11 protein-coding genes are annotated in these 14,058 nt (G+C 42.4%); 5 read left to right on the forward strand and 6 right to left on the reverse strand.

From position 1 onward, the window contains the following. Nucleotides 1–34 precede the first annotated feature (34 nt). The 6 genes from IPP86_05315 to IPP86_05340 all read right to left on the reverse strand — a co-directional run bounded on the left by IPP86_05315 (nt 35) and on the right by IPP86_05340 (nt 8,392). Nucleotides 35–1,321 (reverse strand): SUMF1/EgtB/PvdO family nonheme iron enzyme, encoded by a 1,287-nt coding sequence (locus tag IPP86_05315; protein ID MBL0137932.1) that lies wholly within the window; start codon nt 1,319–1,321, stop codon nt 35–37. 146 nt (nt 1,322–1,467) lie between these two features. Next, complete coding sequence (locus IPP86_05320) at nt 1,468–2,394, reverse strand: type IX secretion system membrane protein PorP/SprF (GenBank protein MBL0137933.1); 927 nt, start codon at nt 2,392–2,394, stop codon at nt 1,468–1,470. Nucleotides 2,395–2,590: 196 nt separating this feature from the next. After that, the gene (locus IPP86_05325; GenBank protein MBL0137934.1) at nt 2,591–3,760 is read right to left on the reverse strand and encodes a formimidoylglutamase; all 1,170 of its coding nucleotides are present in this window, start codon (nt 3,758–3,760) and stop codon (nt 2,591–2,593) included. Between the two features lie 239 nt (nt 3,761–3,999). Next, nucleotides 4,000–6,318 carry a type I DNA topoisomerase gene (gene topA / locus IPP86_05330; GenBank protein MBL0137935.1) on the reverse strand — a complete coding sequence of 773 codons (2,319 nt, stop codon included), beginning with the start codon at nt 6,316–6,318 and terminating at the stop codon, nt 4,000–4,002. A gap of 465 nt (nt 6,319–6,783) precedes the next feature. Beyond that, nucleotides 6,784–7,041 (reverse strand): hypothetical protein, encoded by a 258-nt coding sequence (locus IPP86_05335; protein MBL0137936.1) that lies wholly within the window; start codon nt 7,039–7,041, stop codon nt 6,784–6,786. A gap of 154 nt (nt 7,042–7,195) precedes the next feature. Then, complete coding sequence (locus tag IPP86_05340; protein ID MBL0137937.1) at nt 7,196–8,392, reverse strand: T9SS type A sorting domain-containing protein; 1,197 nt, start codon at nt 8,390–8,392, stop codon at nt 7,196–7,198. A 323-nt stretch (nt 8,393–8,715) separates the two neighbouring features. On the opposite strand from IPP86_05340, the gene miaB reads away from it, so the two are divergent. From miaB to secG, 5 genes are read left to right on the forward strand one after another with little or no spacing between them, the layout of a single operon-like run. Further along, complete coding sequence (miaB, locus tag IPP86_05345; protein ID MBL0137938.1) at nt 8,716–10,173, forward strand: tRNA (N6-isopentenyl adenosine(37)-C2)-methylthiotransferase MiaB; 1,458 nt, start codon at nt 8,716–8,718, stop codon at nt 10,171–10,173. Between the two features lie 35 nt (nt 10,174–10,208). Further along, nucleotides 10,209–11,453, forward strand: a complete 1,245-nt coding sequence (locus tag IPP86_05350; GenBank protein MBL0137939.1) for a sigma-54-dependent Fis family transcriptional regulator — start codon at nt 10,209–10,211, stop codon at nt 11,451–11,453. Continuing rightward, nucleotides 11,434–12,081 (forward strand): LptE family protein, encoded by a 648-nt coding sequence (locus IPP86_05355; GenBank protein MBL0137940.1) that lies wholly within the window; start codon nt 11,434–11,436, stop codon nt 12,079–12,081. Before IPP86_05350 ends, IPP86_05355 begins: the two co-directional genes overlap by 20 nt. Next, nucleotides 12,081–13,559 (forward strand): hypothetical protein, encoded by a 1,479-nt coding sequence (locus IPP86_05360; protein ID MBL0137941.1) that lies wholly within the window; start codon nt 12,081–12,083, stop codon nt 13,557–13,559. The genes IPP86_05355 and IPP86_05360 overlap by 1 nt, the downstream gene beginning before the upstream one ends. Next, a complete protein-coding gene (secG, locus tag IPP86_05365; protein ID MBL0137942.1) occupies nt 13,559–13,924 on the forward strand; it encodes a preprotein translocase subunit SecG in 366 nt (121 codons plus the stop codon). The genes IPP86_05360 and secG overlap by 1 nt, the downstream gene beginning before the upstream one ends. Nucleotides 13,925–14,058 lie beyond the last annotated feature (134 nt).

Below are 14,058 nucleotides of genomic sequence, written 5' to 3' on the forward strand. Positions count from 1 at the left end.
ACCCGAACGGGAGGATCGGGAATTCCGGTAAATTCTAGTAATCAGCCTTATCACGACCGAGGAAACTCATGACACAACGGAAGCCAACATAACACTTGGCTGTGTCCTGATATTCAAAGGTACGGGAGCCTGTTTGCAGATAATACATGACGTCTTTCCAGGAACCGCCACGGATTACTTTACGCTTTAATGAAGGAGGATCAGAATCCTTTGCTTCATATTCGTAATCAGTACTCACGTCATGAGTAAAACTATACGCAGATTCATCAAATGCATTGCTGGTCCACTCGGAAACGTTACCGGCCATGCAGTACAGACCGTAATCGTTCGGCCAGTAAGAAGTAGCTTTTACTGTGTAAACACCGCCATCATCCATGTAATTACCGCGCATCGGTTTAAAGTTTCCAAGGAAACAACCACGGCTGTTACGGATGTAAGGACCTCCCCAAGGATACGGAGACAAGTCCAGACCACCACGAGCGGCATATTCCCATTCAGATTCTGTCGGCAGACGGAAATCCTGAACAAAAGAACCGCCATTATCGGCAAGATAGCTGTTGAGTAATTGTGTTCTCCAGATACAGAAAGCACGGGCCTGTTTCCAGGATACACCTACTACAGGATAATCATCATAGGATGGATGCCAGAAATACATTTGTGTTAATGGCTCATGATATGAATAAGTATAGTCGTGGATCCAGGATAAAGTATCCGGGTAAACATTGATTACATCTTTCTTGATAAACACTGAACGGTCGCGCATCCCTTGCTCACGATTTTCTTTCGCGGCAGCTGAACGAAGGTCGATCCAGTAGTATTCAAAATTGAGTTTACGAGTATCAATTTCTTTACGGCGATAGAAACGTTCTGTCTCAGGAAGGAAAAGCTCAGCAAGCGTTTCTTCATTCTGATCATCATCCCACTTGATTTTCTCGCGCCAGTTAATTCTTTCTCCATATTCACCCTCTTCAATGAGGTGCTCTCCACCAATCAGACGGTGAGCCAATGAATCACGCACCCAATACACGAATTGGCGGTATTCGTTATTGGTGATTTCGGTATTGTCCATGTAGAACGCAGGAATGGTCACGGATTTCGCTTGTGCAGTAATTGCATAAGGTACGTCCTGATCACTCGGGCCCATGTTATAGGAACCAGCCGGGATATAGACCATCCCGTAAGGGTCGGCCTGATACCATCTTTCCCTGTTCGGAACGCCGGTGAGTTCACCCTTGTTCCCGCTGCCGCAGCCCGCCAGGCTCAACAGAACAATGGAATACAGAAAACCAAATTTCTTGATCCCTAAGGTCTTGAGATTCATTTTTTTATGAGAAGTTGAACTGTTTCCAAATAAGAATTTGCACTCAATCAATTGAAGCCAGTTTTGGTGTGACATCCTTTAACGGCCTGATACACCTTTGGTTTCATCAAATCTAAGCAATCATTTCCCTCAATAACTGTCAATTGTCACAAGAATCTTACATTCCGGTGGAACTGACGCTTTACTACTTTATTAGGTTTGAAACAATACCCCAGCATCACCTCGTGCGTTCCGCTGCTGTATGTTTTGATATCTGATGTTGTCAGATCGTAAGAATACCCCAATTTCAGGTTCGGTACAATTTCCAGTCCTGCCAATAGTACGATAGCATCCTGTAAACGATATGAACCCCCGACCCAGAAACGATTATTGATCCAAAGATTCGCGTTAAAATCAGCCTGCGTAGAAACCGCATCCGATTTCAGCATTATCATTGGTTTTAGTGTTAACGAAGAAGTTAAGTCAACATTGTATCCTGCCATTAGATAATAATGGCGGGCAAGAGAGGTGGTGATGTTACTATACTTAATATCACCTTGTGTTAGGTGCTGGGCCGACAGACCCACATACAAACGATCGGTATTATAATAAGCTCCAAATCCAAGATCGAAAGTACCTCCGCTCACGGAATTCAGAGGGATACTCTGATCACCGATGTCGTTGTAAATGAATTTAGAACCATCGATAGACTTCTGATGATAACCCAGATTTACTCCGATACCAATTCTTCCTGCACCCAGGTCTGCGCGATACGCGTAAGCGCCTCTCAGGCTAAGATTTTTTTCAGCACCCAGATTATCGGCAGCATAAATGGATAAGCCAACTGCTCCATGGATCACATCCAAAGGCATATCAGCTGTAAACAACATGGTTTTCGGCTCGCCGCCAAATCCTGTCCACTGATTGCGGTACAATAAGGTTCCACAGATCGCGTCATTAGCGCCTGCGACACCTGGATTCACCGACAATTTGGTGAACATATTTTGGCTGAATTGGGGGTCCTGTTGTGCAAGAGCAGCCAGGCTGCTCCCCAGGATGGCAATAAAAAACGCAACCGTAAGTGTTTTACGCATCTTCGGACTTTGTACTGGAATGCGGTTTTTGCATTCCAAATCGTGTTGAGCGGGTAAAGTAATGAAAAAATAAAACTATAAACAAAATTTTTTTGAGTAGCCCGATGTTAATATTCGCCCGGATTTTTCCATGACTTTTTCGCCTGATTCTTACACGTTAAGAATCAGCAAAAGTTACCCCTTCAGAAAAAAAGACTTAGCTGAGTTTTTGAAATGCCTGCCACCAGCGTTCCGGCATCTCGTCATTGCACGCGGTTTCGTAATCCCTGTATGAGCAGGGCACAAGATGGTGCTTGTGATACCGGACTTTATTACCCGGATACGGTACTTCCATCCACCAGCGTTCGCTTTTGTTACTCTTGTAAAAAACAATTTCCTGGTCCGACTTCTTGATATTCACCCGGTACTTGATAAATTCTGTCTTGCTCTTCAGCGGAACATCTTTTTTGCGATTGTAAAAACCATCCATCAGATACCAGATCATCTGAGCTGCCAGATGAGAAGTTTGATCATGGTTGTCGAAAAGCGGATTGATCTCGTAGAGGCCGAATGATGTAAGCTTATCACTCAAACCGGCATAACGAACTATCTGGCAGGCTTCCTCACCATAAAAACCATTGGGTGTCGCGTTGCCATTTCCGGGTGCATCACTCTGACGAATTGCAGTAATATCAAAAGAAAGAATATCCGCGTTCCGTACGATGGGTTCAACTTCTTCCATATCCCTTCGAACCTGCCCGAGGCGATACGCATCAAAGTAGAGCTTCTCCATCAGATCGATCTGTTCATGACCTACAAAATAAGTCTGGTAACCGATATTGCTGAAGTTGAACAGAAAATTCGGCTCGTGCAAAACGATTTTTCCAAGATATGAATCTGAATTATTCGGTTCTTCTGAGGTTCCCAGATCGAAACGCGCATCCACCGAAACTATATTGACGGTCTCTTCCAATTTCTGATATGCTACATACTGCGCGAATGTGAGATCCTGACTGCCGCCAAGTATCACAGGAAGAACACCTTCTTTAAACAACTCAACCAAAATTGCCGAAACAGCAGCATAGGTATCCGTGAGACTTTCACCCGGAATAATATTACCAAGGTCAACTACTTTGTAAGGATAACGGGCTGTGCGTAGTGTGTAAAGTTTCTCACGAACAACATCCGGTGCTCTTCCACAACCATCATTGTGTACAGCTCCACGGTCTTCCTCAACACCAATAATCGCAATGTCGCAACCCGTAAAATCAGGGAACTTCTCCGGATCAATAAATTTCTGAACCACCGAGCCCAGACAATTTTTTTGCTCCGTCGCCGCTCCGAACCTGTCGGGATTTAAGGGTTTGAAATAGAGAGAAAGATCCAAGATGAGTGTGAGTGTGGGGTGTGAGGGTGAGTGTGGGTGTGAGTGTGAGTGTGGGTGTGAGTGTGGGTGTGGGTGTGAGTGTGAGTGTGAGTCGGGAGTAAATGGGCTTTTATCCGAGATTATCGGTTATCGAAACGAGAAGATAATCTTTTGCAGTTTTCGTATCCTTTTTCTAAGCACCACCCACTAAGCACTAAGCACCAACCACTAACAACTAAGAACTAACCACCAACATCCAATCACGCCTTCTTCTTCCGCCATGCCGCCTTTTTCTTCGGGGTCACAGGAGTGGAAGCGGCGATTTCGTGAATTTCAGTGAGGCTGAGGGATTTGGGATCACGGTCTTTGGGGATCTTTATATTACGATCTCCATAAGCGATGTACGGGCCCCATCGACCGTTGAGTACCTGAACGGTTTTATCCTCTTCGAAGGATTGAATTATTTTTTCCGCGTTTGATTTTCTTTTTTCTTCGATCAACTCAACACAGCGATCATAAGTGATCGTGTATGGATCTTCTTCTTTCTTGATAGAAACATAGAAATCACCAAGACGCACATATGGACCAAACCTTCCGATCGAAACCTGTACTTCAGTATCTTCATACAAACCAAGTTTGCGCGGCATTTTGAAAAGATCCAGCGCTTCCTCGAGCGTGATGGTATCGAGACGCTGATCGTTTCTCATTTTTGCATAGCGTGGCTTCTCAGTTTCTTCTGTAGTTCCAATCTGCGCCATCGGACCAAAACGACCTACTCTTACCAATAATGTAAGTCCGCTTACAGGATCCTTACCAAGAATTCTTTCTCCGGTTACGCGTTCTGATTCCTTTTCGGTAGTTGTGACAGTAATATGGAACGGCCCGTAAAACTCCTTGATCATTTTTTGCCATTTCAATTCACCATTGGCGATATCGTCGAATTCTTTTTCGACATAGGCAGTAAAATTATAATCAAGAATCTCTTTAAAATTCAGAACAAGGAAATCATTCACCAACATACCTATATCTGTAGGGAATAATTTATTTTTTTCTGCTCCGGTAATTTCCGTTTTTGTCTCGGTAGTGATTTTACTCTTTTTCAAAGTAAGCACCTGGTAAGGACGTTCTCTTCCCTGGCGTTCTTCTTTCACTACATACCCACGTTTTTGAACGGTAGAAATTGTCGGCGCATAGGTAGAAGGACGACCGATACCGAGTTCTTCCAGTTTTTTTACGAGGGATGCTTCTGTATAGCGTGGTGGCGGATATGTGAATCGTTCTGTAGCTGTAACCTCATTGAGTTTGAGTTTGTCGCCAACTTTCATCGGAGGCAAAATGCCTTCCTGATCTTCCGGAGCTTCATCATCCGTACTTTCCATGTACACTTTCAGGAACCCGTCGAATTTGATTACTTCACCGGAAGCGACAAAATCTTCTTTGGTTTGTGTGGAAGTAATGGTCACAACCGTTTTTTCCAATTGCGCATCCGCCATCTGTGACGCGATGGTACGTTTCCAGATGAGGCTGTACAGTTTTTGTTCGCGTGAATCCGCTTCCACCTCTTCTACGGCAAGATCAGTCGGACGAATGGCTTCGTGAGCTTCCTGAGCCGAGGCGATTTTATTTTTGTACTGATGTATCTCTACGTATTTCTTTCCGTAATTTTTTGTGATCACACTTTCCGCCATGGTGAGTGCATCCTGTGACAGCGCCACAGAATCGGTACGCATGTAAGTGATCTTACCACTTTCATACAATCGTTGAGCAAGAACCATAGTTTGCGCGACGCTGAAACCAAGTTTTCTGCTGGCCTCCTGCTGGAGAGTAGAAGTCGTGAATGGCGCTGATGGTGAACGTTTGCCGGGTTTTATTTCCAGATTTTTTACACTGAAATTCGCGCCGATACATTGTTCCAGAAATTTCTGAGCCTCTGCCTGAGTTTTAAAACGTTTTGGCAATTCGGCTTTAAACGATTTTCCATCCGCTTCAAAAATTGCTACGACTCTGAAAGAAGAAGCGACTTTGTGCGCGTCAATTTCGCGTTCGCGTTCAACGATGAGTCGTACTGTTACGGATTGTACCCGACCGGCCGAAAGCTGAGGGCGGACTTTTTTCCAGAGAACCGGTGATAACTCAAAACCTACAAGCCGGTCAAGAATTCTTCTGGCTTGTTGCGCGTCAACAAGATGTTTATCAATCTTCCTGGGATGTTTGATGGCTTCCGTGATCGCTTTTTTTGTGATCTCATGAAACACAATACGATGTGTATTTTTATCATCCAGTTTGAGGGCTTCAAACAAATGCCACGAAATGGCTTCTCCTTCTCGGTCCTCATCCGTCGCGAGCCAGACAACATCTGCCTTCTTCACCAACTTCTTCAGATCATTGATCACATCCTCCTTGTCCTTGCTGATTTCGTATACAGGTTCAAAGTTTTTCTCAACTTTAATTCCCATTCCACTCTTCACCAGATCGCGGACATGACCATAACTGGATTTCACGGTATAGTCTTTTCCGAGATATCCTTCAATGGTTTTTGCCTTTGCCGGTGACTCAACGATTACAAGATTTTTTGCCATCCTTTATATTTCAGTGGGCGCAAATAAAAGAATTTTCTTTTTAATAGAACAAATCCTTTGTCTTCTGCCGATTTTCAAATGTCTTCAAATCCTTTATTGACGCGGAAATCAAGTGATTGAAAATATTTTTGTAACAAAAACAGAATCTATCCAATTTCTCTGAATCATTGATTTTGATTTTTTTCGCGAAAATTTTCTCAAACACCGAAGAAAGATGTTTTGAATTTTTTACACAATTTTTGTTCGCAGGTTTTTAAAAGTTCCCTCTTTTTTAAAACAAAATAATTGATTGGCTAAAAAATCCAACGCTCAATTTAATGGAATCTGAATGTTTCAGAATATTGAATAAAAAAATCAGGAACGAAAGAAGAAGTCTGATGGATTATTATTATTCAATTCCAATTAATCAAAACCTTTTGAGATCCCGGCAAAATCACAGAACAATCCAAACGCGATGGAAGAATTTTATTCCGTTTCTTCACCCCAAACATCCGATAAATACAACCATTTGTTGTTGCATTTAATCCGGATTCTATATGCCTTGAATTTGCCATTGTCAACCATCTTCCTTGCAGCCTCAACAAAAGTGGAGATGATATCTATTTCTGAACGCTGGTTCATTAGCGCATTTTGAATCGCGGTTGATGTAATCTCAAAACAATCAGAAAACCCCGAATTATCGGAACTTACAGAGAGGCAAAGACTTTCAAGTTTGATGGACATATAAAATCTGTAGAAATTGAATTTTAATAGATTGGCAAGATAAGGAGTCCTGTTTCAATCTAACCCCTGGGGGTAGAAAAATAATTTCACGCTCATACTTCGTTCGAATTCCATCTTATGATATAATTAATACGTTGCATATCAACAATCTGATTCAATCCTTAACAAATCGTGATGTGTACAACTTATGCCCGGAAATGATTCTGAGCATATACACTCCCTTCTCAATTCCGCTTAATTTCAGCTCAACATCAAAGGAATTCAACATTTCCCTCATCACTTCTTTTCCCGTCAAATCATATACTATTAATATAGGTGTAACATTCTGTTCCGAAGGAAAGCGAATATGAAGCAGTGATCCGGCAGGATTTGGAGATAAAACCAACCCTTCCTCTTGTGGAAACCGGGAATTAAGACTAAGAATCAATGGCATTCCCGGCACACAAGAAGCAACATCTGTAAAATCATTATTTGGAAATGGAATCACTTGCTGAATACTCGCCTGATTTCCAGAAAAACTGAATTGAACTATTGATGAAGGATATTGGGAATTTCCACTTCCGAAAACAACATAGAATTCATCATTAAGAAGAAAGCATCCATATGCGTGAGTTGTATTCACACTTATTGCAAAAGACCGTATTAAGTTTCCTGAAGGGTCAATTACCACAATGGAATCAGATTGAAGGGCTTGTGTTCCAACCATACACCAGATATTGCCCAACGCATCTACCGCAATATCTGCAATGGTGAAATTATGTCCATACGGTAAGATGAAAATTGTATCCTGATGAATTCCATCAAAACGGATGATCGCATCGCTTAATGAACCATGTATCAACGCCTGAAAATAAAGATATGAATGGTAGCCTCCTGCATTGGGAACTGTGGCTCCACCGGGAAAAGGAAGTGTATCCCAATCTTGTCCATTGTAATAATACAGGTCACTTCCATGATAGGAATTTGATCCATAAAATGTTCTTGAAAGCGTTCCCCCATTGAGATTATCCGTATAGGCAATCGAGACCATTGGAGATGTTTGAAAAATCGTGTCCGTCAATGAAACAGAGTTGCCGGATAATTGCCATTGTAAAATGGCACCCTGAGCATCAACTGTCCAGAAATTCAATTCTTTGCAAACAATTTCGGTCAACAGTGAAGACTGTTTTTGAAGATTGCTTTCGATTAGCGGTTGCGTATTTGAACTTGAGAGACTCCCATCAACCGAACTTAGCGTTTGAGCATCTGTCTTACCGATTCCAAGCAGGAAAAGATTGGCAATGACAATAAAAATCAACCAGAAGAGCGTTGATTTCCTGATTTCCTGATAATTTGATTCTTCGTGTGTCATGATTGGACCAAAGTATGTTAATTACACAAATCCCGAAAAAAGAAGTTCTCAAACCTGAAATAATTGCCGTTGAACGGGAATTTTGGATTTCCAATCGGGAATGCTCTCTTTTAATGTGGACGAGTTCCTTTGAAAATCCAATAAAGCGGAATAGCAATTTACATTCAAGATTTTACTTCATCAGAGAATTAAAGATTTTCATGTTATTGAATTACAGCTATTTACTTTTGTTAAAGTAGATTCCAAATCACTCTGCCATCTTGTCAGACACCATTTTAAGATGTATCTTTGCATTCCCCAAAAAATCTTGAATGGAAAGTGAATTGAACAAAGTAATTGATGAATCGCGGCAGGGAGAAGTTCTTGTAAAAGAAACGCCATTGAACACGGGTAAAAAAATGTACCTGGAGAGTTATGGCTGCGCGATGAATTTTTCGGACAGCGAGATCATTGCGTCCATCATGACTGATTTGGGGTTTCAGACAACATCCTCCACGGATGACGCGGATGTAATCTTTTTAAATACCTGCGCGATCAGGGACAATGCTGAACAACGAATTTGGGCGAGACTCAAAGATTTTCGTCAGAAGAAAAGGAAAAATCCGGGACTGATTGTTGGCGTTCTGGGTTGCATGGCGGAACGACTGAAGACAGAATTACTCGAGAAAGAAAAACTTGTAGACATCGTGGTTGGTCCTGATTCATACCGTGATCTTCCAAACCTTGTGAAAGCTGCAGGCTCAGGACAAAAAGCCGTGAATACGCTTTTGTCGAGAGAAGAAACTTACGCGGAGATCAGTCCGGTTCGTCTGGGTTCAAATGGAATCACCGCGTTCATTTCAATCACACGAGGATGCGACAACATGTGCGCATTTTGCGTGGTACCGTTTACACGAGGCCGTGAACGCAGCCGTGATCCTGAATCAATAATCAAAGAAGCTAAAGAATTATTTGATCAGGGTTATCGTGAAGTTACTTTGTTGGGACAAAATGTTGACTCCTACCTCTGGTGGGGTGGTGGTCCGAAAAAAGATTTACCGGAAGATAAAGCACATGCCGCGCTCTCACACAATCTCCCTGAAGATGAACAGGCACAGTTTACCACCTTCGCGGATTTACTGGATCGGGTAGCAGCTGTAGATAAAAAACTACGGATTCGTTTTTCAACATCCAATCCGAGAGACATGACAGATGCGGTGTTGTATGTTATGGCAAAACATGAAAACATCGCGAAATACATCCACCTTCCGATACAAAGTGGCAGTACGGCAATCCTGGAAAAAATGAATCGTGGGTATACACGTCAGCAATACATGGACCGAATTGAATCCATTCGAAGGATACTTCCGGGCTGCAGTTTGTCTACGGATATCATTACCGGTTATTGCACGGAGACAGAAGAAGATCACCGTGAAACTTTGAGCATAATGGAATGGGCAGGATATGATTATGCTTACATGTTTAAATATTCTGAACGTCCGGGTACGCTTGCCGCGAGAAAATATCCTGACGATATTCCTGAAGAAGTGAAAAGCAGGAGATTGACAGAGATAATCGACATGCAGAAAAAATTATCTCTTGAAAGTAATAAGAGAGATATCGGTATAACAGTAGAAGTATTGATTGAATCCATTTCAAAGCGTTCGGAAGATCATTTATCCGGAAGAAGCAGTGAAGGAAAAGTTGTTGTATTCCCAAAAAAGAATTTTAAACCGGGTGACTACGTTCATGTGAAAATAACGGATTGCACAGGTGGAACACTCATTGGTGAAGTTCTTTAATAAAGAGGGAAAGAACAGATTAATCTACCAACACAATGACCATTAACGAAATAAAAGCCCGCTTCGGCATCATCGGGAATTCTCCCCAGCTCGAACATGCCATTAATGTAGCGCGGCAGGTTGCATCTACGGATGTATCCATTTTGATTTTCGGGGAAAGCGGAGTTGGAAAGGAAGTTTTTCCTCAGATCATTCATCAACTCAGCGCGCGTAAACACGGTACTTATATCGCGGTAAACTGCGGTGCAATTCCTGAAGGAACGATTGATTCCGAATTGTTCGGACATGAAAAAGGTTCATTCACCGGCGCTCATGAAGCACGGAAAGGATATTTTGAAGTCGCCAATGGAGGAACAATTTTTCTGGATGAAGTAGGCGAACTTCCCTTAAATACCCAGGTACGTTTGCTTCGCGTACTTGAATCAGGTGAATTTATAAAAGTTGGCTCATCGAAATCCCAGAAGACAAATGTTCGTGTTGTCGGAGCAACGAATGTAGATCTCATCCAGGCCATAGAACACGGAAAATTCAGGGAAGATCTTTATTACCGTTTGAATACTGTTCCGATCCGTGTCCCTCCATTGCGTGACCGGAAAGAAGATATATTATTGTTGTTCCGGAAATTCGCGCATGACTTTGCTGAACGTTACCGTGTGCCGGCTTTGAGTCTGCAACCGGATGCACAGAAACTTTTGATTGATTACCGATGGCCGGGAAATATTCGTCAGCTTAAGAATCTGTCGGAACAAATGTCCATTCTCGAAAAAAATCGTGAGATCACCGCTGAAACACTCATGACCTACCTGCCTCCTGCTCCGCTGAGCAATTTGCCGGTATTGTTGCGTGATGATTCGAAAAGCAGCCAGGAATTTTCGGAAAGGGAATTGTTGTACAAAGTTTTGTTCGACATGAAAAAAGACATGAACGACATGAAATCACTGATCAGTGAAATCATGAAAGGCGCAGGCAATGATCCATCCTGGCACGAAAGAAACGCGACGCTGATCAATTCCATTCATGCCGAGGCTCAGCCGGCAATTTTCCCTACATCCAATCCCGGTGTAACTATACAACCCAGCAGTATTCAGCCAAATGTTACTGTTAGTCCGATTCAACAACACACGGAAGTAGAAGAATCCTTATCATTGGAAGAAAAAGAAAGAGAGTTCATTCAGAAGGCACTTCAAAAACACAAAGGCAGAAGAAAAATGGCAGCCAAAGAGCTGGGTATCTCTGAACGGACTTTGTACAGGAAGATGAATGAGTATAATTTGCATTAAGGAGGGACGGGAGACGAGGGACGGGGGACTGGGGACTGAACTAAGAAAAACATTAAAACACAGTATCTGGTACATTGTACCTAATACCTTATACTTAATACCTTATACCAATTACCATAACAACAAATTGAAAAAAGCACTATCACTTTTTTTTCTTCTCATCTCATTTGCGGCGTGTAAGGTAAACTACTCCTTGAGTGGTGCATCGATATCACCGGAGGTGAAGACAATTACGGTGAGATTTTTTCAAAAGACAGCAGCTTTGGGGCCGGCTTCCCTGAGTCAGACTTTTACGGAAGCATTAAAAGACAAATTCATTTCACAAACGAATCTGAATCTGGTCGACAGGGAAGGAGATCTGACATTTGAAGGAAGCATCAGCAATTATACCATTCAGCCTCTTGCCATCCAGGCGAATGAAACGGCGGCCAAGAACAGATTGAGTATTACCGTGAATGTAAAATTCACTAACTTGAAAGACGAAAAACAGAATTTCGAAACCGGCTTTACACGGTATGCTGATTTTGAAAGTTCACAGAATATATCATCCGTAGAAGATCAGCTGATCAAGGAAATCAACGATCAACTGGTAGACGATATTTTTAACAAAGCAGTGATTAACTGGTAATGGATCAAAGGCATTTCAAAGAATTGATGGAAAGCAGTCGGATTACCGGCAAGGAAAACCTTTCTTCCCTGCAGGAAATGACGCGTGAGTATCCGTACTTCCAGACTGCACATTTTTTACTTGCAAAAGCATACCATGACCAGGAACATGTTCGTTACGACAGGCAATTAAAATTGGCTGCAGCATATGCCGGTGACCGGAAAATGCTTTTTGAATTGATTCACCGTACTACAGCTCCTGCTCAAAAATTATTTACTCCGGCTGAAGACATTTCATCCCCTTTCATTCTGGATGAAAAACCAAAGACAGAAACAAGTCCGGTTAATTCTATTTCACTTGAATCAGCAACTGCTGATATTCATCCTTTCATTGAAAGTCCGGTCAGTATTCCGGAAAATGAAAATGAAATAAAAGCGAAAAATTCTGCCGAAGAATTTAACAGAGAAATTTTAAATCTTGTTCAATCCGCATCCAGAGAAGAAGAAACATTTTCATCCGGATTCAGTGAGGAACAAGAAGTAGAATCTCTGCCGGCTGATTTAAATCCGGCTCCCTTTGAAGATCCCAGAGAAGTACTGAAGAGGAGACTAACAGAAATACTGGGAGAGACGACAGAAACATCAGTCCCTGAAAATAAAGTTGCTGTTCCTGAAGTAAGCAAAGAGGAGACTCCGGTAATTTCTGTACCGGAAAATTCATCGTCAGAATTAAAAACTACAGAAGTAATTGTAAACGAGAAACACATTACGCCTGAATCTGAGATTCCACTTCTCCCTGAAGAAACGAAATTGAATGAGCCGGAGATGGAAGCTGCTGAAATTATTCTTCAGGAAAGTCATAAGCCTCTTGACATCATTGAGAAAACTGAGCTCGAACATGCCCTGGAAGAAACGCTGCTTCATTCGTTGGAGAATCTTCCGGTGATTGAGAAAGAGGTTGTCTCAATTTTTCCCGGGGAGAAAAAAAGTTCAGAACACATTGAACCTGAAAATATCACTCCCCGTTCTTTTGCTGATTGGTTAAAATCGCGCCACAGCACTAATTTTGGTTTTGTGGAGGAAGTGCACGCGGAAGACAACAACGCCTTCCCGGCAAATATTGATGTCAAAAATCACCATCAGGCTATTGAGTTTCAACCTGAAACATCTTCAGTTGAAAAGGAAAATGCTCCTATTCCGGTAGATTCAAGCTCAAAATCAGCTCTGATTGACCGTTTTATTGCCACCGAGCCGAGGATAGTTCCTTCGAAAGCGGAGTTTTATTCGCCGGTAAGTCAGGCAAAAAAGAGTGTTGCCGAACACGAAGATCTTGTTTCTGAGACACTTGCAAGGATTTATTTACAGCAAGGCAATTACCACAAGGCCAGATGGAGTTATGAAAAATTAAGCTTGCTTCATCCCGAAAAAAGCAGTTACTTTGCCGCCCTTGTCAAGGAAATTGACGAGCAATTCAATAAACTGAATAAAGAAGATCTGTAATGTATACTGTAATTACCGTATTGATCATTTTAGCTTGTGTACTCCTTGTATTGGTAGTACTCGTTCAAAATCCAAAAGGCGGCGGTATTGCCTCCGGAATCATTGGTTCCAACCAGTTGATGGGCGTTAAGAAAACAAGCGATTTCGTTGAAAAACTGACTTGGGGCTTAGCTGTTTCCCTGGTAATCCTCTGCCTTGCAGCAAGTTTTTCACTTCCGAATAAAGACCAGCGTACCGTTGGATCTTCCATGCAGGAACAAATTGACGCGGGCGCGGCTCCTTCCAAAACTCCGGTAGCGACTCCTCCGGCGCAGAACCAGCCTGGTCAGGCTCAGCCACAACCGGCACAGCCAGAACAAAAATAATCCGAATGATGAAAAAGCCCCTCTTCCAGAGGGGTTTTTTATAATATCCCTGTGATCGAATCAGGAAATCCTCTTCACCGCAGAAAGGATGATCTGGAAAGAATTCTTCAGGTGTCAGCGTGTCACACATTGCT

The sequence above is a fragment of the Bacteroidota bacterium genome (genome assembly GCA_016720935.1).
GTDB lineage: Bacteria > Bacteroidota > Bacteroidia > AKYH767-A > 2013-40CM-41-45 > JADKJP01.